The organism is Paenibacillus sp. QJM3NY_38, assembly GCF_056173265.1.
The window spans coordinates 1,761,241-1,781,897 of sequence record NZ_CM149665.1; the positions used below are offsets into that span (position 1 = coordinate 1,761,241).

Annotated in this window: 18 protein-coding genes, 2 tRNA genes and 1 other annotated feature; of the genes, 14 read left to right on the top strand and 6 right to left on the bottom strand. The window is 49.3% G+C overall.

All coding sequences use genetic code 11. The features are described from left to right. The first annotated feature begins 128 nt into the window (after nucleotides 1-128). Together AC0VZ8_RS07685 and AC0VZ8_RS07690 are read left to right on the top strand one after the other, a co-directional pair. Entirely contained in the window at nucleotides 129-440 is a 312-nt protein-coding gene (locus tag AC0VZ8_RS07685; RefSeq protein ID WP_194541454.1) for a hypothetical protein, read from the top strand. A gap of 56 nt (nucleotides 441-496) precedes the next feature. After that, the gene (locus tag AC0VZ8_RS07690) at nucleotides 497-862 is read left to right on the top strand and encodes a hypothetical protein (RefSeq protein ID WP_194545084.1); all 366 of its coding nucleotides are present in this window, start codon (nucleotides 497-499) and stop codon (nucleotides 860-862) included. A 105-nt stretch (nucleotides 863-967) separates the two neighbouring features. On the opposite strand, the gene AC0VZ8_RS07695 is transcribed toward AC0VZ8_RS07690, so the two are convergent. Continuing rightward, nucleotides 968-1,993, bottom strand: a complete 1,026-nt coding sequence (locus tag AC0VZ8_RS07695) for an aldo/keto reductase (RefSeq protein ID WP_194541455.1) — start codon at nucleotides 1,991-1,993, stop codon at nucleotides 968-970. A 112-nt stretch (nucleotides 1,994-2,105) separates the two neighbouring features. Between AC0VZ8_RS07695 and sigZ the strand changes: the two genes are divergently transcribed. Continuing rightward, entirely contained in the window at nucleotides 2,106-2,669 is a 564-nt protein-coding gene (sigZ, locus tag AC0VZ8_RS07700; protein ID WP_475486553.1) for an RNA polymerase sigma factor SigZ, read from the top strand. 326 nt (nucleotides 2,670-2,995) lie between these two features. Beyond that, a complete protein-coding gene (locus AC0VZ8_RS07705) occupies nucleotides 2,996-4,477 on the top strand; it encodes a copper amine oxidase N-terminal domain-containing protein (protein ID WP_475486554.1) in 1,482 nt (493 codons plus the stop codon). 91 nt (nucleotides 4,478-4,568) lie between these two features. Here the strand turns inward: AC0VZ8_RS07705 and AC0VZ8_RS07710 are convergent, their stop codons facing one another. Next, nucleotides 4,569-4,865 carry a magnetosome magnetite crystal formation protein family gene (locus AC0VZ8_RS07710; RefSeq protein ID WP_194541457.1) on the bottom strand — a complete coding sequence of 99 codons (297 nt, stop codon included), beginning with the start codon at nucleotides 4,863-4,865 and terminating at the stop codon, nucleotides 4,569-4,571. A gap of 158 nt (nucleotides 4,866-5,023) precedes the next feature. Between AC0VZ8_RS07710 and AC0VZ8_RS07715 the strand changes: the two genes are divergently transcribed. The 3 genes from AC0VZ8_RS07715 (at nucleotide 5,024) to AC0VZ8_RS07725 (ending at nucleotide 6,565) form a co-directional block, all read left to right on the top strand. Further along, nucleotides 5,024-5,097: transfer RNA gene (locus AC0VZ8_RS07715), tRNA-Arg, on the top strand. Between the two features lie 500 nt (nucleotides 5,098-5,597). Beyond that, entirely contained in the window at nucleotides 5,598-6,062 is a 465-nt protein-coding gene (locus AC0VZ8_RS07720; RefSeq protein ID WP_475486555.1) for a GNAT family N-acetyltransferase, read from the top strand. A gap of 62 nt (nucleotides 6,063-6,124) precedes the next feature. Continuing rightward, nucleotides 6,125-6,565 carry a hypothetical protein gene (locus AC0VZ8_RS07725; protein WP_260066901.1) on the top strand — a complete coding sequence of 147 codons (441 nt, stop codon included), beginning with the start codon at nucleotides 6,125-6,127 and terminating at the stop codon, nucleotides 6,563-6,565. 88 nt (nucleotides 6,566-6,653) lie between these two features. Here the strand turns inward: AC0VZ8_RS07725 and AC0VZ8_RS07730 are convergent, their stop codons facing one another. The 3 genes from AC0VZ8_RS07730 to AC0VZ8_RS07740 all read right to left on the bottom strand — a co-directional run bounded on the left by AC0VZ8_RS07730 (nucleotide 6,654) and on the right by AC0VZ8_RS07740 (nucleotide 10,201). Beyond that, nucleotides 6,654-8,516: an arginine--tRNA ligase gene (locus AC0VZ8_RS07730; RefSeq protein WP_475486556.1), complete on the bottom strand. Its 1,863-nt coding sequence runs from the start codon at nucleotides 8,514-8,516 to the stop codon at nucleotides 6,654-6,656. A 64-nt stretch (nucleotides 8,517-8,580) separates the two neighbouring features. Next, nucleotides 8,581-8,805, bottom strand: a binding site (T-box leader). A gap of 49 nt (nucleotides 8,806-8,854) precedes the next feature. Next, entirely contained in the window at nucleotides 8,855-9,628 is a 774-nt protein-coding gene (locus AC0VZ8_RS07735; protein ID WP_260066899.1) for a class I SAM-dependent methyltransferase, read from the bottom strand. Between the two features lie 144 nt (nucleotides 9,629-9,772). Continuing rightward, nucleotides 9,773-10,201: an EamA family transporter gene (locus AC0VZ8_RS07740; RefSeq protein ID WP_071223439.1), complete on the bottom strand. Its 429-nt coding sequence runs from the start codon at nucleotides 10,199-10,201 to the stop codon at nucleotides 9,773-9,775. Nucleotides 10,202-10,308: 107 nt separating this feature from the next. On the opposite strand from AC0VZ8_RS07740, the gene AC0VZ8_RS07745 reads away from it, so the two are divergent. Continuing rightward, a complete protein-coding gene (locus AC0VZ8_RS07745; protein ID WP_475486557.1) occupies nucleotides 10,309-10,776 on the top strand; it encodes an acetyltransferase in 468 nt (155 codons plus the stop codon). Between the two features lie 177 nt (nucleotides 10,777-10,953). Then, nucleotides 10,954-13,749 (top strand): DEAD/DEAH box helicase family protein, encoded by a 2,796-nt coding sequence (locus AC0VZ8_RS07750; RefSeq protein ID WP_475486558.1) that lies wholly within the window; start codon nucleotides 10,954-10,956, stop codon nucleotides 13,747-13,749. 783 nt (nucleotides 13,750-14,532) lie between these two features. Here AC0VZ8_RS07750 and AC0VZ8_RS07755 read toward each other — a convergent pair. Next, a tRNA-Arg gene (locus AC0VZ8_RS07755) sits at nucleotides 14,533-14,606 on the bottom strand. Nucleotides 14,607-14,967: 361 nt separating this feature from the next. On the opposite strand from AC0VZ8_RS07755, the gene AC0VZ8_RS07760 reads away from it, so the two are divergent. From AC0VZ8_RS07760 to ispG, 5 genes are all read left to right on the top strand, one after another. After that, nucleotides 14,968-15,807 carry a hypothetical protein gene (locus AC0VZ8_RS07760; protein ID WP_071223436.1) on the top strand — a complete coding sequence of 280 codons (840 nt, stop codon included), beginning with the start codon at nucleotides 14,968-14,970 and terminating at the stop codon, nucleotides 15,805-15,807. Between the two features lie 145 nt (nucleotides 15,808-15,952). Beyond that, a complete protein-coding gene (tig, locus tag AC0VZ8_RS07765; RefSeq protein WP_475486559.1) occupies nucleotides 15,953-17,275 on the top strand; it encodes a trigger factor in 1,323 nt (440 codons plus the stop codon). Nucleotides 17,276-17,550: 275 nt separating this feature from the next. Beyond that, nucleotides 17,551-18,141: an ATP-dependent Clp endopeptidase proteolytic subunit ClpP gene (gene clpP, locus AC0VZ8_RS07770; protein ID WP_006208779.1), complete on the top strand. Its 591-nt coding sequence runs from the start codon at nucleotides 17,551-17,553 to the stop codon at nucleotides 18,139-18,141. A 14-nt stretch (nucleotides 18,142-18,155) separates the two neighbouring features. Further along, nucleotides 18,156-19,421: an ATP-dependent protease ATP-binding subunit ClpX gene (gene clpX, locus AC0VZ8_RS07775; RefSeq protein WP_071223434.1), complete on the top strand. Its 1,266-nt coding sequence runs from the start codon at nucleotides 18,156-18,158 to the stop codon at nucleotides 19,419-19,421. 114 nt (nucleotides 19,422-19,535) lie between these two features. Then, nucleotides 19,536-20,645 (top strand): flavodoxin-dependent (E)-4-hydroxy-3-methylbut-2-enyl-diphosphate synthase, encoded by a 1,110-nt coding sequence (gene ispG, locus AC0VZ8_RS07780; protein ID WP_009590416.1) that lies wholly within the window; start codon nucleotides 19,536-19,538, stop codon nucleotides 20,643-20,645. Nucleotides 20,646-20,657 lie beyond the last annotated feature (12 nt).

Sequence of the window (20,657 nt, forward strand, 5' to 3'; positions counted from 1 at the left end):
TGTCCCATCTTTTTAATCCTACGTCGCCAAAGTGATACAGATATATGCCGAAGGAAGGCATAAAATGTCTGTCCTTTTACGAAAACTAAGAAAGAGGACGAATATCAAAGAGAAGGAGAGATGCGTCCATGAATAAGTCGACCTACTACGTTTCCGTCCAGAGCCGCTCCGTGTTGACCGAACAGGGAGCGAGCGCTTATGAATGGGAGATCGAAGCAACGCCGGAAGAGGCGGACCAAGTTCGGATTGAGCTGGACATGATGCAGGAGAAGGAGGAGGAGGGGTTTCCAGGCTATGTATTCCCATGGCCGGATACGCCGGAGCAATCCTCCAATTCGTTGTTTCAATATTCCTTGGACAAGGTGTATCGAACCATTTATCAATTGGGCACACCGGCCACGCGCCAGCAAATGGAAGAGCTGCGATTGCTCTCCGACTGACTGAAAACTATACGGATCGTGCAGTCCCTGCACATCGCGATGAAGGAGAATGTATGATGTATGCAATTAAAGATGCAAAAATCCGCCGGATTACGGAAGTGAATGGCGCTCCTTGCGCTGAGGTTGAGGTCTATCCCGCAGCGGAAGGAGAAAGTGCATTGCTGGCTTATCTGACGCCGTCCTCCCCGCTGGGAGGTTATGAGCTGGTGAAAATCGTCCGCAGCGACGCCAGCATGGAGGTGGATTGGTACGACAACAGTATGCATGATGCATTTGTCGATGCCACGGATGAAGCGTTCGAGAGCACCGTTCAATCCACCGCGGAGGAAGATCGGGATGCATTCAAGCAGCAGCTGCTATCTACAGGCCAGCTATATGAGCAGCTGAACCAGCGGCTCAGCGAAGGGTCTCAATATTTTTAGAGATATAAAAAAGAAAGAAGAGATCTGTCCGATGCTCATCGGCAGATCTCTTTTTGTATGTGTAAGGGCAATGCCGCCATACCAGCATTCCCCATTCTAAAAAACTCAGTTCTGCCCATGCTTTCGAATGATATCCTCGTCCAGTTCCATAAAAGGCCATCCCGGATATTCAGCAGGCAGACGGCTTACTTCATCCAGTCGAGAAAGTTCGGTTTCATTCAGAATCAACCCGCTCGCTCCCAAATTATCTTGCAGTTGGTCAGTACGTTTAGCTCCTACGATAACTGTGGTGACCGCTTGTTGATGAAGGAGCCACGCAAGCGCAATTTGGGCGACAGTTGCCTCATGAGCTTGCGCGATATCTTGAAGCACATCAAGAATCGGGTACACCCGCTCCGTATCAATCGGCGGAAAAGCCAATTTGGCATGGCGGTCCTCGGAGCCTCCCCGATGTTCACGCGTATATTTTCCGGTCAAGAACCCGCCTGCTAACGGGCTCCAGACGATCAAACCCATATGCTGATCCTTTAGGGCAGGGATAATCTCTCTTTCGATATCCCTTGCGGCGAGTGAATAATACGATTGGCTGCTTTTGAATGCATGAAGACCGTGCATAGTGGAGATGCCGCGCGTTTTCATGATTTCCCAACCGGTCATATTGGAGTTGCCAATGTACCGGACTTTTCCGCTTCGGACAAGGTCATCCAGTGCACGGAGTGTTTCCTCCCAATCGGTTAATTGATCCGGGTTATGAATTTGATATAGATCGATATAATCGGTGTTAAGGCGTTTAAGGCTTTCTTCCACCTGACGAATGATGTGCAGCCGCGACAGTCCAATATCGTTGGGGCCCGGACCCGTGCGCGCACGAACCTTCGTAGCAATCAGCGCTTGATGTCGCTTGGATTTCAGTGTTTTACCAAGAATCTCTTCAGAGCGGCCTTCGGCGTAGGCATTGGCTGTATCGAAGAAATTGACACCCGCATCCAAGGCCTGATCTACAAGATATCCTGCTTCCTTATCATCCAGCGTGCCGAACATTCCCCACTTCGCTCCTCCGCCAAACGTCATCGTGCCGAGCCCGATCTCTGATACCAGCACACCTGTATTACCGAGTAAATTGTATTTCATCTCTTTCCAGCCTCCTATGATTTGGTTTACACTAAGGGAGACGCTGGTCTGTTGGAATGGACGCAAAAATCAATCGAATTATTTTTGGAAAATGCCGGGGGTGAGCTTTCAGATGGATGCAGTCGCCATTTGGACGGAGTACCATGAGCCTGTTAAAAGGTTTGTCATGACTAGGATTCGTGAGCGCGCTGATGTGGATGATATTGTGCAGAATGTATTTATGAAGGTCCACACCCATATCTCAGATTTAAAGGATGAGGAGAAACGGGGCTCCTGGATATTTCAAATAGCTCGCAACAGCATCGTGGATCATTACAGGAAGACTCGGTCAGGTGAAGAGCTGCCGGAGCAGCTGTCTGCAGACGATGAATATACAGAGATTGATTATGATCAGGAAGTGATTGCCTGTTTTCAGTCCGTGCTGCCATGCTTGCCGGATAAATATCGGGAAGCTCTTGAATTGACCGAATATAGAGGGATGTCGCAAAAGGAATTAAGCGAGCATTTGGGGATATCTTACTCCGGCGCTAAATCAAGAGTACAGCGCGGGAGAGAGATGATGAAAGAGCTGCTGACGGGCTGTTGTCATATCGAATCGGATGCATACGGGAACATCGTGGATTTTCGGATCGTGTACGATGAGCCGCAGCCGGTAAGAAAAAAGACCAAAAAATAAAGCTTGGTGCGTTCACCAAGCTTTTTATTATTATGTATCACAATGGGAATCACCCCGAAGCGTATATGTTCTTTCCAGTGGCTATAACAATGATGATATTCCTATATAGGACAATGGATTTTTACGTAGTTCTGCAAAAGATGTCGATAAAAGATAGGATTCTTGTCGATTCCGATTCCGCTTCAGTAGGGAGTATGGACCACGCGGGACTCTTGATTATGAAAGAGATGCAAATAGGGCTTTTCCTCTATATGATTACTGAAGAATCCTCCCTATAATGTTGGATTAGCGTCACTTCTAACATATTAGACAAGGGGAGATTGAAATTGGGTAGATGGAATAAACATATGGTTAAGCTGTGGGGAGCGGGAATCCTGGCATTGTCGCTTACATTGGGCTCCGTCCAAGTGCCGGTATACGCGGATACCGTACAGAGCGTCACGGTTCTTGAGTCCACGCATGAGCTGGTGAACGGCAAGATGCGCGTGACGGCGGATATTCGCAACGGAGGAACCGGTGCGGAAGCGGGATTCTATGTCGTGGGTTATGATGAAAACGGCAAAGCGCTTGAGGTTGTCGGTGATTCCGAATATATGATGAGTGATGAAATCGGTACATATGAGGTGGATCTGGATAGCGGCAGCAGCGTTAAGCGGGTGGAAGTCATTCCTGCAGGACCCGCCGGCGATCAAGCACAGCTGCTGGCTTCAGGTTACTATACGAATAACGGCGTGATTAACGTGTCGGGTGTCGTGCAGAATTCAACGGTCGGGCACAACGTGGGCATGCTCGCGGTAGGTTATGATGCTTCCGGTAAAGCGGTTGAAGTGACATCGGCGGACAGCTACTTTGGCGGCAGTGATGTCGGTACGTTCATCGTACAGCTGAAGGCAGCCAAACTGATCAAAAGCGTAAAGGTATCCGTTATCGATCCGGTTGAAGATGCCGTGAAGCTGCTTCAAACGGGCAGCCGCCTGGAGAACGGAAAGCTTGTCGTGACCGGCTCGATTCAGAACCGGAATAAAGGCGGGCAAGCGGGAGTCATTGTTGTCGGCAGCAACGGCAGCGGCAAGGTTTTGGAAGTCAATACAACCTCGGGATACCTTTCATCTAACGAAATCGCGACTTTCCAGGCTGAGCTGGAAGCTGGCAAAGCGGTCAGCGATCTCAAGGTGTTCCTGACGGGAAACAGTCAGACTCCGAAAATCATAGCCGAGGGCAGAACAACGATCAACAATAAGCTCGTCGTTACGATCGGTGTGGAGAACGGGGATGTGTCCCAACGAATTACCGTGAAATCAACGGCGTATGATGCAAAAGGACGCTCTTTGGGGACGGATACGGATTCCATGTTCATGACGGCCAATGAAACGACGACCCTGCGCATTTATTACGATACACGCGTAAAAAGCGTAAAGCTTAAATATTATGATCAGTCCGGCAAACAAATCGGAGAAGCGCCGATTCGCATCAAAATCAACGGTCAGCTCCAATCCTATGCACAGTCACCGGTCATGGTAGGGGGAAGCGTTCTTGTCCCAATGCGCCCGATCTTCGAATCCCTCGATGCCTCGGTCAAATGGGATCAAAAGACGCAAAGCGTATCTTCCAGCAAAGGATCTGCCCAGATCAAGCTGAAGATGGGCTCCAAGCAAGCGGTCGTTAACGGAAAAAATGTAGCACTGGATTCGGCGCCGCGGATGGTAAAAGGCACCACGATGGTGCCGCTGCGTTTCGTGGCATCCGCGCTGGGCTGTGAAGTGAAGTGGGACGGCAATGAAAAAATGGTGCTGATTACAACGAAATAACACAAGAAGGACCATGCGGTTAAACGTATAACACAACGAATTAACACAAGAAGGACCATGCAATTAAGCGCATGGTCCTTTTTAAATATGATCAGTAAGCGTACTCCCTCAGGACTTGAATGCCCATGATCACATTATAAACAAAAGCCCCGAAGTAGATGATGCCGAACAGGATCAGGTATCCAATGACGGAACCGAAGGACCCTGCGGTTACGGCCATGTAGATTAAAGGGATCGCAGCGATAATGGGGAACAGGTGCGAGAACAGGGCGCGACGGGCGTGCTTGGCTACATAGGCGTCCGGGGAGAAAATCCAGACGATGACAGGAAGGATGAAGGGGGCAAAGAAGATGCTGAAATACGATAAAGAGGATAAAAGCTGTCTCATGATATCACGCTCCTGGAGTCATTTTCATGATATTCATATTACCCAGTAAGCCCGCTCCTGATTCTGTTCCGGACCATTTTGAAAAAAGTTCTTTGAAAAATACAAAAGATGCGATATAATATACTTCGTTACTGTTTAAAAGATTTTCATACATATTTGTCCCAGTAGCTCAGCTGGATAGAGCAACGGCCTTCTAAGCCGTCGGTCAGGGGTTCGAATCCCTTCTGGGACGTAAAAAGAAGACACCGTCAAATGACGGTGTCTTTTTATGTCCCGTGAGGATGAGAACCCCAAAAAGGGGTTACGCCTGCGCATAAGCTTCGTTAGGATTACATCGCAGTCGGCCTGAAGGGCCGTACCCCGACTGGGACGAGAACGTCCCGTGAGGATGAGAACCCCCAATGGGGTTCGTCGGAGGATAAGCTTCGTTAGGGTTACTACGCAGTCGGCCTGAAGGGCCGTATCCCGACTGGGACAAGAACGTCCCGTGAGGGTGAGAACCCCAAGGGGTTACGCCTGCGCATAAGATTCGTTAGGATTACATCGCAGTCGGCCTGGAAGGCCGTGTCCCGACTGGGACGAGAACCCCAAATAGGGTTCGTCGGAGCTTATGCTTCGTAAGGATTACATCGCAGTCGGCCTGAAGGGCCGTATCCCGACTGGGATAAGAACGTCCCGTGAGGGTGAGAACCCCAATCCATAATACGACTAGAAAAGTGGAGGTATAGAAAGATGAATGAAATCACTATGACTTTGGTAAGAGAGACCGACAATGATCTTCAGGAGCTCATCGCGAAGCTGGACGATTATTTATCGACGTTATACCCGGCGGAAGGAATATTCGGGCTGGATCTGACTGACCCCAAGGTAAAAGAAACCCTCTTCGTGGTCGCCTACCATGAGGGCCGACCTGTCGGCTGTGGAGCTGTACGGCCGCTGGATGAAGAGATGGTTGAGATCAAGCGGTTTTTTGTGGACATTCCATACCGGAACAGAGGAATAGCCTCTCGGATTCTGCTCTATCTGGAAGAGCAAGCGAAGAATCGGGGTTATCGTTTTTCGCGCCTGGAAACAGGCGAGCCGCAGGAGGAATCCGTTCATTTTTATAAGAAGCTGGGGTATGCCCAGATTGAACCGTTCGGTGAATACATCGGGAGCGAATATAGCTTATGTTTTGAGAAGTGTCTGACATCCTAGCGGTTTCGTCTTATAATAGAAGAAAAAAGTATTTTACGATACATATTGAGGAGGCGTCGAGCATGCAGCTTACGAAAATCTCACAGAATACCGCCATTTTATTGGAGCATGCCAAAAAATCGGGGCTAACTACCTCCGAGCTGCTGGAGGCTGTGCGCTCGGGTGAGGTCGAGAGATTCCAAGTCGCGAACAATGGTCATTTTCACTATGAGGAATTGTTCTCTTATGCAAAAGAACATGGGGAAGATTTAGAGAAGGCCGTTACCGAGGGGTACAAAATGACGTTTAATACCCGCAACGGGTTGAAGATCTGGCTGGAGGAAGCCTTCCACATCAGCTCAGAATCTGATTTTAGTGTAGGTGAAGGCATTATTGAGGGGCTGAAGCTCCAGGAGGAGCAGGTCGCTCGCTTGAAGGAAGCGCTGGCCGTCAACTGGACCCTGCAAGAAGAGCCTGCAACAGATGCCGTCCAGGTCAGACTGACCGTCAGAGGATTGCAGTAATATATGATAGCCACCGTACGTATTCAACATGAATCGTACGGTGGCTTTTTTAGTGCAGCGTCATTCGTTAATCTCGTTAGAGGGAGATTTACATCCGGCTTGGCGTGGGCAGTCCCAGTACATCCAGTGCTTCTCCAAGAGTGTTTTTAAATAAGGAAGTGAGCCATACGCGGAACCGGAGCACTTCATACGCCGATTTCAGAATTGGGCATGCCGAATAAAAATTGTTGAACAAGGAGCACAGCTCATAAGTAAAGTTGCAGATGGCGCTTGGAGATAGATCCCGGCCGGCGGCGTACAGGGTATCATGCCAGGTGCTGATATGGCGAAGGAGCGCATGCTCCGCTTTTTCCATGGCTGGGAACCGGGCAGGCACCGACGGCGAAACACCCGCTTCTTGCGCTTTATTGAGCACGCTGAGTGCACGCGCGTAGGAGTAGAGCAGGTATACCCCCGTATTTCCTGATATTTCAGTGGCCTGCTTCAGATCGAAGACCACTTCGGTTTGCAGTGCAAAACGAAGCAGATAGTAACGGATGGAGGCGGCTGCGATCGTATGACTGGACAAACCGTTTTTATCGGAACGGGTGTCTTCGATGACCTTGGCAACTTGATGGATAAGCTCGGTGATTTTAATTCCGATCCCCTGACGTCCGGACATCGCGTAGGATGCTTTCCCGTCGGAAGTATCGATGCCGAGATCCGAAGCGGCGGAAGGGCTTAACGAAACGACGCCGTAGCTGACATGACGGAGCTTGTCGGCCTCTTTATGGAATCCCAAGCTTTCCAGCGCCTGCTTCACCATCGCCTGCGGGTACTGCTGCCTGTAATCAATGACGTTGATGACCATGTCTGCTTTGCCGAAAGAGAGCTGCTCGCCATGAGTGCTCGTCGTCCAAACCTCGTGTGTGAATTTTTTATATACAAAATCGTTGGAGAGCACACCGTATTTCCACAAGTGATAGGCGATGTCTTTGGCGGTGTATGTCAGGATGCCATTGGAGCGCACGAGCACTTTATCCATGCTGTGGTCTGACTCCGGACCGTCCACGGTTTCCGTTCCTGTTTGCTTGAGCACCCAGCAGCCTGCAAGTTTGCCCTCGGTTTCTTGATGGAAGAGCGGCGTGTTCTTCAACAGCTCGAAAGCGGACGCCCAGAACCCCTCTCTGACAATGCTGCTCTCCCACACAAGCAGATCATAGTCAATGCCGAACTGCTTCATTTCTTCAAGATGCTCTTTGACAATTCTCTCGGCAACGAGCAGTCCGATCCAGGACAGATTCTGGTTACCCTCTTCCAGTGCGTGCAGAACCTCGGTCCGATGCTGGACCAGCCCGGGCTCCCTTTCGTAGGCCTTATTGGTACTTGAATACACGTCCCAGCAGTAATCGCCGAACCGGGCATGTTCCTTTGACAGCGGCGTGTGGAGCATCCCGACGACCGTATCTGCTAGTTGATTGCCAAGGTCGTCGATATAATTATGAACCTCCACCTCGTAACCAAGCTTCCTCATCAGCCTGACCAGCGTATCACCGATACAGGAGTTTCTTAGATGGCCGATATGGGCGGACTTGTTCGGATTGATGGAAGTATGCTCAATGACAATCTTCTCGTTCGTTGCCGGAGGTAATTCAAAGTGATGACCAGCCCAATATTCCCAATCGATACGCAGATTCATAAAACCTGGGGCAACAATCTCCGTGGCATAGACAAGCTGTTTATAGGTCGTATCCTGCTCAAGCTCGGCTTGAATCAGCTCGGCAATATGCAGCGGAGCTTTACGAAGCAGCTTCGCAAGCTGCATCGCAATGTTGGTGGCATAGTCCCCATGCTCCATGCTGGCAGGCTGCTCAATCTGGATTGGAGTAGAATCGGGCAGTTGGACGCCCATATCTTCACACACCTGGTTTACAGCTTGCTGAAGGCTCGAAGTAATCAAATGACTTAACACGTTAAATCCCCCTTTGAAAAATAAACAAAACACGTCAGAAAAATCAAAAAAAGCCCTCATCTCCTAAAGAGACGAGGACTTGTGCTCGCGGTACCACTCTTGTTGTTAAACCACAGAGGGTTTAACCACCTTGATACGATAACGGTGTAAGCCGGGGCTTCCTACGATATTTCATTTCGGAAGACCATCTCCTGGGTCCGTTTCACCGCCGACTTTGTACCGGTTTCCACCCTCCCGGCTCGCTTGGACTAAAGTCAAGTGCAGTTACTCTCCCAATCAACGAAAATCACATGTTCAAGTTTTTCATATTATTAACCATTCTATTTAGAAAATCAACCCTAAAATTCTGAAACCTTCTCTGCAAAGACTCGCAGGCGTTTGTAATCTGCATAAAATGCATCCTCACGCCAGAGCGTCGCCTGTGCAGCTTGGCTGATACGGGCAATGGCTTCGTCCTTCTCTTGAGCCGAGAATCCAGCAAAGAAACGATCGCCAAAATGTAGCAGCCAATACTTCACGCCATCCTTGCCCTCAGGCAGCTTCGTGGGACGGTCGAAGTGATGGGCGATATGCACCCGGAACCCATGGGATTCAAGTAAGGTCGTATATTGGCCCAAGCTGGGAAAATACCACGGATTTCGGGTGTCGGCATCCATTCCATAATGGTCGGCGAATACCGTTTTCAAAGCTTGGTAAATTCCGTCGATATTCCCCTTGCCTCCAAACTCCGCTACGAATCGGCCACCGGGCTTGAGTGCGCCATAGACGGAGCGTACCACACCACAAGCATCCCTCATCCAATGCAGGGCGGCATTGGAGAAGACGGCATCATACGGTGATTCGGTGTCGAAGTTCTCGCCGTCTCCGGTCAGAAACGTAAGCCCGGGGTATTTGCTTTTGGCGCGCTCAATCATCTCGGCCGAATCATCCATGCCGGTTACATGTGCACCCGAAGCAGATATTTCATTTGCCAAATCACCGGTTCCACAGCCGAGATCAAGAATCCGTTCTCCGGGTTGGGGCGCAAGAAGCTCTACTACGTCTTTTCCATAAGCCGAGACAAACGATAACTGCCGATCATAATCGTGCGCTTTCCATACTTGCTCTGACATAACAACAACTCCCTCACCCATGAATTATCCTCATTGTGACATGTTTATCTTATAATTAGAAATATATAAATGTGATAATATTGATAGGTTTTAACAATAAATGAACGAACAAAAAGCCGCTGAGCAGCGGTTTTAAGTAGAACCTTACTTAACGGCAACCAGAAGAGCGCCAACGGCAATGAGTGCAACGCCGGCTGCGTTAATCCAGGATATCTTTTCTCCAAGAAACACAAAAGCCAGAATGACCGCGATGACAACGCTCAATTTATCGATAGGTCCTACCTGCGATACTTTGCCGTATTTTAGCGCAAGAAAATAAAACAGCCAGGACAATGCCCCAGCAATGCCGCTGAGCACAATGAAGCTTAAGGCTTTCTTCTGAACCAGAATGTCACCGAGTTCTGAGAATTTGCCCTGAACCCCCACGACTCCCAGCAAAAACAGGGCCATAATGACAGAGCGGATCGCCGTTGCCGAATTGGCATCGATGTTTTGCAGACCTATTTTTCCGAAAATGGCAACAAGAGCCGCCGTGACCGCCGACAGCAATGCATATATAAGCCATAACGGCATGTTGTTCTCTCCTTCCTGACAAAGATAAAGTCTCTGATTAATGTACCGAATTCCACTATAATAGTATAGAGCAATTTACACGTTATCATGAATATCGATGAGATCGAATGATTTGGAAGGGACTGGATGAAGTGGTGTTACATATAGCGCCTTATACAGAAGAGTATCATGATCGGCTGGTGGAAATATGGCTTCGTGCCGTATCCCAAACGCATGATTTCCTGACGGAGGAAGATATCCGGTTTTATTATGAGATGATGCAAAATGGAGCGCTGAGAGCCGTAGAGATCTGGGTCTGCTTGAATACCGAACAGGAACCGATTGGATTTATGGGGCTGGAAGGGGCCAAAATCGAAATGCTGTTTGTGGATCCCCTCCATCACGGCCAAGGCTCAGGAACGGAACTGATCCGGCATGCCGAACAGCTCAAGGGGCGGAGGCTGCAAGTCGATGTGAATGAACAGAACCCCATGGCCCATGCTTTTTATAAAAGATACGGCTTCGTGCAAATCGGTCGCTCCGAGCTGGACGGCTCCGGAAAGCCGTTTCCGCTTATTCATATGGAATTACAGTAGGTCATGGATCACTTTTTTAGACTATCGAATATATAAGTTTTCAGCGCAGCTGAACCCAATCGATAATGCAAGAAAAACATCCTTTACACGCGATCTGTCTTCTGTGAACGTACGTCGATAGACGTTTTTCTTATACACACCGAAGAAGAAAGAGGTGCATCTAAACTGGAGGAATTCATGAAGTTTTTTCCGAGTAATCTGTCGTTTCGTTATCCGTGGCGCTCCTATCAGAAAAGGGTCCTTCACGGGCTGGAGCATCATCTGAAGAATCGGCATCTGCATTTGGTGGCGCCGCCGGGTTCGGGGAAGACCGTTCTTGGACTGGAAATCATGCTGCGCATTAACCGGCCGACAATCATCCTGGCCCCCACACTCACCATCAAGCAGCAATGGGCGAGCCGATTCGTGGAATTATTCCTAGACGATCAAGAACAGCCCGAATGGATCTCCACCTCGCTCAAGCGACCGGCATTGGTAACGATTACGACCTATCAAGCCCTTCATAGCCTGCTTAGTACTGCTGGGGAGCAAACCTCTGTGAGGAAGAAAGGTACGGCGGAGATAGAGCATGCGCAACAGGTTGAAGATGAGAACTACAGGGATCCCGAAATGGCCATGGAAGCTTCTGAGGCGGAGGTGATGGATAGCGCTAGCGAGGATGATATCACGAACGGTACCGAGGCTCAAGAAACTTTGGAATTGTTGAAGCGACAGGGCTATCATACAGTCATTTTTGACGAGGCGCATCATCTCCGGATGTCTTGGTGGCAAAGTGCTATGCAGCTGTGCGAAATGCTGGGCCAGCCGACGAAGATTGCCCTTACTGCCACACCGCCATATGATGTTAATCCAAGGGAATGGCAGCGGTATATCGAGCTTTGCGGTCCCATCGACGAAGAGATTAGCGTCCCGGAGTTGGTCCGTCATGGTGAGCTGTGCCCGCATCAGGATTACATAAGTTTAACCACGCCTACACAAGAGGAGGCAGCTAAACTCCGGGAGTTTCGGCTGCAGGCAGCCCAGGTTAAGGACGAGCTGATCCGGGATAAGTTCCTGACGGATTTGATTGTCAATCATCCTTGGATTACGCAATCCGAAACGTATACCGAAGAAATATTATCCTCGCCCGAGTATTACTCCAGCATGGTGCTTTATCTGCGTGCCGCCAATCAGCCCATCTGGAAGGAAGCGGTGAAGCTGCTCGGAATGAAGGAGAAGGAAACGCCCGATTTTTCGGAAGAGTGGTTGGAGGAACTCCTTAGCGGCATGCTGTATAAAGATCCGCATATGGATCGTGAGCTGCCGGAGTTAAAGGGTTTACAAAAGAGGCTCAGCCGAATGGGCATGATTGAACGCCGGAGGGTTTATATGCGTTCTACCCCGGCATTTGACAAAATGCTGGTCCAGAGCGTTTCGAAATTGCACGGCATCGGGCGTATTCTTGATTTCGAGCGTTCCATGCTGGGGGAGAACTTGCGGATGGTGATTTTGACCGATTATATCCGTAAGGAGGACCTGCCGAAGGATGCAGCTGACGAGAAGCCGCTTCATCGGCTCGGCGTTGTCCCCATTTTCGAGTTAATCAGAAGGCAGCTGGATGAGAAAAACAGCTCGCAGAGCGAGCATGAGCTGCCTATCGGAATTCTGACCGGCTCCTTTGTAGTGCTGCCGGCAAAGGCTCTGCCTTTAGCCAGGGTTTGTGCCGATCGGCGAGATATTCACTTATCGGAGCGCCCGCTTGCTCACGACAGCCGCTATGTAACGATTGATGTTCGTGATGCGAATCGCTCGGCTATCGTCGCAATCATAACGGAAGTGTTTTCGGAGGGAGAAATCCGGGTGCTGGTTGGTACGGCGGCTCTTCTGGGTGAGGGGTGGGATGCCCCCGGAATCAATTCCTTGGTCATGGCATCATATGTCGGTTCGTTCATGCTGTCCAATCAGATGAGAGGGCGGGCGATTCGGGCGCAGCGCGGGAATCCCGATAAGACCGGAGCGATCTGGCATCTGGCCTGCATAGATACAGCCAAGAGCGACGGCGGCGAAGATTTGGGCTCGCTGGCCCGAAGATTTCGATCTCTCGTAGGTTTATCGATCTCGCACCAGACCATAGAGTCGGGCTTGGAGCGCATGGGTCTTGATCTTCGGAAAAGGCAAACCGCAGACAGCATTAACGCTTATAACCGCGACACATTGGAGCGTGCGAAGCAGCGGCATCTTCTGAAGGGGCGTTGGGATTCGGCGATTGCCCTTCACAGCTCCATGACGGAAGAACTGACGGCGGATCGAGAGAGCATCCCTAGGCCTGTCGTGTTTTCTCATACGGTGAAAGCCGTACTCCTATTCGCCGTTGGTCTGGGATTGGGCGCCTTCAGCGAGACGTTAACGTCTCCGCGTTTGTTCCAATCGGACGCGCCGGCCTGGTTCAATATACTAATCCCGGTTGCCTTTGCCTTACTCGTATCAAGCCCATGGGTATATAAAGCCATCAAAATGCTGGCGCGGCATCAGTCGCTGGAGCGTAGTATCCGTGAAGTTGGTCTCGTCGTTTATACGGCCCTGTTCGATATGAAGCTGGTCGAATCTGGGCCAAGCATTCACCGATTGAAAGCTGAGGAAGTGGGAGGAACCGTCACGTGTTGGCTTAGGGACGGAACCACTCAGGAAAAAACACTCTTTTTGGATTCGCTGCAGCAGGTGCTGGACCCGATCAATAACCCGCGTTATCTTCTATACCGTGAATCGCGAAGCTGGTTTATGAAGAAACGGGATTACCATGCCGTGCCGGAGGAAATCGGTCGCCGCAAAGAACACGCGGAACGGTTTGCCCAGCTGTGGCGCAAGCATATCGGCCCTGCCGAACTGGTCTATACTCGCACGCCCGAAGGAAGGAAAATACTTCTGACCGCGCGAGCGAGAGCGTTGTCTTCCATTGTCGTGAAGAAATCGGAGCGGGTCAGTGCTTGGCGATAGGCAGGACTGTTTGCAGAAGCTTATTGAGCAAGTGGCGGGTATGCGTTGCTTTAACGGACTCAGGGGCCGTTATTTGCGGGGAAAACGCTCTTACAGGTTCTGTAACGGACCTGAAGTCCGTTATTTAGGAAAAATGAGGGTAATTTTGCTATAAAATAGCTAAATAGCGGCTGTGGTGTCCGTTAATTTCTAATTTGGGCCGTTTTATAGGAAATAACGAACCTACGGTCCGTTAGAGTTTGTGTTCTGTGCGCGATGTTTTAGGATCGACTTTGGGGTTCATATCCCCTTAGACGCAAAAGCACTACCCCATGGGGCGGTGCCTGTTTACGTCCCGGAAGGGATACAGCCCTTCAGGCCGACTGCGAAGCCACCCTAAGAGCAAGTGGCGGGTATGCATTGCTTTAACGGACTCAGGGTCCGTTATTTTCGGAGAAAACGCTCTTACAGGTTTGGTAACGGACCTGAAGTCCGTTATTTAGGAAAAATGAGGGTAATTTGCCTATGAAATAGCGAAATAACGGCTGTGGTGTCCGTTAAATTCTAAATTGGGCCGTTTTACCAGAAATAACGAACCTACGGTCCGTTAGAGTCTGTGTTCTGTGTGGGATGTTTTAGTAACTGCTATCGAGTTCATATGCTCATTGTGACCCAGAAGGGATGCGGCCTTTTAGGCCGACTGCGAAGCTACCCTCCCGAAGCGTAGGCTCCGACGAACCCCTATCAGGGGTTCTCATCCTCGTGAACGCAAAAACACCGCCCTTAAGAGGCGGTGCCTTTTTACGTCCCAGAAGGGATTCGAACCCCTGACCGACGGCTTAGAAGGCCGTTGCTCTATCCAGCTGAGCTACTGGGACATAGAAATTTTTCAAGCAAAAAATATATTATCACATACGTCGGAAAAATTCAATCATTATTTTAAGTTGCAAAGATTATTGGTTCTGTAAGATTATGAGTGCAGCATATCGGGTTATATTGATAAAATATAGGCTGGAATATATAAAAACAGTCGTCAACTTGTTGCCGGATGCGGCAACGCATGAGGAACGATCGCCTTTTTTTTAACTTGGCATTACATATGCTATAATCAACAAATACGAAAAACAGGACTAGAAAGGAGGTGTCCTTATCAAGGACTCTTTCTCCCAAGAACAAGAGGACAAGAACATCATCCTGTTTCCGAAGACGCTGGATTATTACCAGATTCAGCTTACGGTTATGCTCGAGAATGAACGTTACGGTGAAGCGATGGAGGTTCTGCGCTTTCTGCTGAAATGCGGCGGACAGAATGAACGGCATTATGAAGAGTGGAATTCGCTCCTCGACTGGCTTGAAGCTGCATTTCCGGAACAGGCTGTACCCCGTTCAGTTAACGAGGCAGAGCCCGAGGAGGATGATCCGGACGAAGCGGACATGGCGAGGCAGATGGTTAGGGACAAAGTTGCCCAGGATGCCGGATATGCCGACAAGCTGCTGGCTTCGGTCATGAACGGACCGCTGACGGAGCAAACCATTTTGGCGCTGGAACAGCTTGCTTATTTGGACCGTCCGGAGATCGACGCTATTTTGGTTGAGTGGCTGCATGATACGCCGCTTCATCCGCTGCTGCAATTTCGGGTGCTGCAAACGCTGCGGAGAAGAGGGATGGAAGGGCATGTGAGCCTTCATCGCGGGCAGGAGGCCGTCGAGATTGAGATCGATACGGTTCCCCTGGACCCGGGAGGTTTCCCGGATGCCATTACGAGAATTTTGGAGCGCGTTGCCGATCAGACTGAGGTTCATGAACCGACACTGTTTTATTTTGCACAGGAATTATGGTCTCAGTTCATCATGGCGATTTACGGCACCGAAGATTACCATTCCATGCTGGATGAAGAAGAATCCACGCTTGACATATGGGCGGCTGCTCTGCATGACATCGTGTCGGAGAGTCTAAAAGGGTTTCGTAATGAGGAGGAAATCCGCCCGCTCTACGGCATAACGGACACCATGAGGTTCCGCTATGAGGGAGCCTATCGATCTCTCAAGCAATTTGTCGCAGCTGGCGTGGAAGATTAGCCAGAGTTGGAAAACGTTTACGGTATCGTAGCATAAGGGTTCGCCCTTGAAAAAGAATTTAATGTTGTTTATACTATAGTGGTTATTCGGTACGTGATACATTATTGCGTCGACCACGTGAATTATTTTGGAGGGGAAAGCATAAATGAAAGCAACTTGGGAAAAAATAGAGAAGAACCTTGGCGTTCTTGACGTTGAGGTTGATGCGGAGCGCGTTGCATCCGCCCTCGACAAAGCTTTTAATAAAGTAGCTAAAAAAGCAAATGTACCTGGATTCCGTAAAGGTAAAGTACCTCGCTCGATCTTCGAAGCTCGCTTTGGCGTTGAGAGCTTGTACCAGGATGCAATCGACATCCTTCTTCCGGAAGTATACAGCGAAGCTGTAGAACAAGCGGATATCTTCCCTGTGGATCGTCCGGAAGTAGACATCGAGCAATTCGCTAAAGGCGAAACTTTCAAGTTTAAAGCAAGAGTAACTGTGAAACCAGAAGTTAAACTTGGCGAATACAAAGGTATCGAAGTTGCTGCAGTAGCTGCTGAAGTTTCCGACGAGGAACTGAGCGAAGAGCTTGAGCGTCTGCAACAACGTCATGCTGAGCTTACCGTTATTGACGAAGGTGCTTCCCAGTCTGGCGATATCGTTGTAATCGACTTTGACGGTTCCGTTGACGGCGTTCCTTTCGAAGGCGGACAAGCTGAGCGTTATTCCCTTGAGCTTGGAAGCAACACGTTCATTCCAGGCTTTGAAGACCAAGTGATCGGAATGGCTACTGGTGACTTCAAAGACGTGGAAGTGACATTCCCTGAAACTTACCATGCTGAAGAATTGGCTAACAAACAAGCCGTCTTCAAAGTGAAAGTTCACGAAATCAAACGCAAGCAGCTTCCTGAGCTGGATGATGAATTCGCTAAAGACGTAAGTGAATTCGATACGCTTGACGAGTACAAGGAAGATCTGAAGAAACAATTGCTGACTCGCAAAGAGCAAGAAGCACAAGGCGTTCGTGAGAACGAAGCCGTTGAAAAAGCAGCAGCTAACGCTGAAGTTGAAATTCCTGACGCTATGATTCAATCCGAAGTTCAAAACATGATGCGCGATTTCGACAACCGTCTTCGCCAGCAAGGCATGAACCTGGAAATGTTCCTTAGCTTCTCCGGCCAAACGAATGCCGATCTGGAAGGTCAAATGAAAGACGATGCTGAAAAACGCGTTCGCAACAACCTCGTGCTCGAGCAAATCGCAAAAGAAGAAAAACTCGAAGTATCTGAAGAGGAAATCAACAAAGAGCTGGAGAACATGGCTGACACGTACAAACGTCCTGCTGATGAAATCCGCAGCATCCTGGGTGCTAACGGTTCCCTTGTCAGCCTTCGTGAAGAACTGCTTCTTCGCAAAACAATCGACTTCTTGTTGGAAAACAGCGTAGAAGGCGCTCCTGTTGAGAAAAAAGAAGCAACTGAAGAATAATAAATAGGCAGCTGCGATAAGCTGCCCTCACATTAGATAAGGCACGTACATTTCATGCGTGCCTTATTTTTAACTAAGAATAGCCAATTTACTACTAATTGTGACATGAATTGGTTATTAATTTCGACATACATAATGAGACAAGTTGGCAGGATATAATTCTTGGCAAGTTCATAGAATGTAAGCAGGGTTAAAAAATGACATCGTGCTTTGAACATGTTAGAATAACTTTTGTAACGCTGTAGTATATTTTTCAAGGAAAAGAGGTTGGTCGCATGAGTCTTGTACCTATGGTTGTGGAACAAACCAGTCGAGGCGAAAGATCTTACGATATCTACTCAAGATTACTGAAGGATCGCATAATATTCCTCAGCAGTGCGATCGATGACGATGTTGCCAATCTTGTCATTGCCCAGCTTCTGTTTCTAGCTGCGGAAGATCCGGAAAAAGACATCTCTTTGTACATCAATTCCCCTGGCGGTTCGGTTACAGCCGGGATGGGTATATATGATACGATGCAGTTGATCAAGCCTGATGTGTCCACGATTTGCGTTGGCATGGCTGCCAGCATGGGATCACTGTTGCTTACTGCGGGAGCGCCAGGCAAACGCTATGCTCTCGAGAACAGTGAAGTGATGATTCATCAGCCGCTCGGCGGTATTCAAGGTCAGGCATCCGATATCCAAATCCATGCAGATTGGATCATCAAGACCAGACATAAGCTGAATCAAATCTATGTGGAGCGCACGGGTCAGCCCCTTGAAAAAATCGAACGCGATACAGACCGCGACTTTTTCATGAGCGCGGAGGAAGCGAAGGCGTACGGTATTATTGATGATGTTCTGTCTTCACCGACCAAATCTTAAGGGGTGGTAATAGCATGTTTAAATTTAACGATGACAAAGGGCAGCTGAAATGCTCCTTCTGCGGTAAATCGCAGGAGCAGGTCCGCAAGCTGGTTGCGGGGCCCGGTGTTTATATATGTGACGAGTGCATTGACTTGTGTTCAGAGATCGTTGAGGAAGAACTCGGCCATGAGGAAGAAGTGGATCTGAAGGATATTCCGAAACCGCGCGACATTCGTGACATTCTGGATCAATATGTAATCGGTCAGGATCAAGCGAAGAAATCCCTTTCCGTTGCTGTTTATAACCACTATAAACGGATCAACACCCAGAGCAAGATTGAGGACGTAGAATTGCAAAAGAGTAATATTTTGCTGCTCGGACCTACAGGTTCCGGTAAAACATTGCTCGCGCAAACCATGGCCAAAATTCTCAACGTGCCGTTTGCTATTGCAGATGCAACTTCACTGACCGAAGCTGGTTATGTGGGTGAGGATGTTGAGAACATTCTGCTGAAGCTGATTCAAGCAGCGGATTATGATGTGGAAAAAGCGGAACGCGGCATTATCTATATTGATGAGATCGATAAAGTGGCTCGTAAATCGGAGAACCCGTCCATTACCCGTGACGTTTCCGGTGAAGGGGTCCAGCAGGCGCTGCTGAAAATTCTTGAGGGCACCGTTGCTTCCGTGCCTCCGCAAGGTGGACGCAAGCATCCGCATCAGGAATTCATTCAGATCGATACGACGAACATCCTGTTCATTTGCGGCGGAGCATTTGACGGATTGGAACAGTACATTAAACGCCGGATCGGTAAAAAGGTTATCGGCTTTAATGCATCCGGAGAAAACCAGAAGGATCTTAAGCCAGGTGAATACCTGACGATGGTTCTGCCGGAAGATTTGCTGAAATTCGGCTTGATTCCGGAGTTCGTTGGTCGTCTGCCAGTTGTGTCTACACTCGAACCGCTGGATGAGGCAACATTGGTACGGATTCTGTCTGAGCCGAAAAACGCGCTGACGAAGCAGTACCAAAAGCTGCTTGAATTTGACAACGTAAACCTCAAATTTGAGCCAGGCGCGCTAGAAGCGATTGCCCGCGAAGCCATTAAGCGCAATACTGGTGCACGCGGACTGCGTTCGATCATTGAAGGCATCATGCTGGACGTGATGTATGAAGTGCCGTCCAGAGATGACATTAAGGATTGCGTCATTACGGAGCAGGTCGTTCGGGATAAAGTGATTCCTGAACTGCAAGCCAAAAGTAACGATGACGACAAGAAACAAGAAGAAAGCGCCTAATGTGCTTTAGCGCATTAGACGTGGAATAAATCTACGCTGATTCTCCACTTCCAGTTATACCCAGTTGGGTTTTGCTGGAGTGGAGCTTTGGCGTTATATGGGAGAGATCGTACCATGTTTTTGAGACAAGACACACGGCCCGTCAAGGTGGGGAATCTCACCATTGGGGGAAAGAACGAAGTCATTATTCAAAGCATGTGCACCACCAAAACAGCAGATGTGGAGGCGACCGTTGCTGAGATACTCCGTCTGGAAGAAGCGGGATGTCAGATCGTTCGGGTAACGGTGAACAATGAGGAAGCAGCTGCGGCCATTAAGGAAATCAAGAAACGCATTCATATTCCGCTTGTGGCGGATATTCATTTTAACTACAAGCTTGCCCTGATGGCGATCGAGAACGGTATCGATAAAGTCCGGATCAATCCGGGAAACATCGGTAAGCGTGAAAAGGTCGAAGCTGTCGTGAAAGCATGCAAAGAGAAGGGAATTCCGATTCGGATCGGGGTTAACGCCGGTTCCTTGGAGAATCATCTCCTTGAAAAATACGGGTACCCGACACCAGAAGCCATGGTGGAAAGCGCCCTGTATCATATCGGGATCCTCGAAGAACTGGATTTCCATGATATCATCGTTTCGCTTAAAGCTTCTGATGTACCGATGGCGATTGCAGCTTACACGAAGGCCGCGGAAGTAATACCATACCCGCTTCACCTGGGCATTACCGAAGCAGGCACCCTGTTCTCGGGTACCGTCAAGAGTGCCGCCGGGCTTGGCGCGCTGTTGTCTCTTGGAATCGGCAGCACGATGCGTATATCCTTGAGCGCCGATCCGGTGGAAGAGATCAAGGTGGGCCGAGAACTGCTAAAATCCTTCGGACTGATCTCGGATGCGGCAACCTTGGTATCATGCCCGACCTGCGGACGGCTGGATATCGATTTGTTCTCCATTGCCAATGAAGTGGAGGAGTACATCTCGAAGATCAAAGTGCCAATCAAGGTTTCCGTTCTGGGCTGTGCCGTAAACGGTCCCGGTGAGGCTAGGGAAGCCGACATCGGGATTGCGGGAGCACGTGGTGAAGGTCTACTCTTCCGTTACGGAGAGATGATCCGTAAGGTACCTGAAGCGACCATGGTTGAAGAGCTTAAGAAAGAAATCGATCATATCGTGAAGGTGTACGAGGAAACGGGCGAAATCCCGGGCCGCAAGCACAAATCCACGGTTTAAGCTGGATAACTA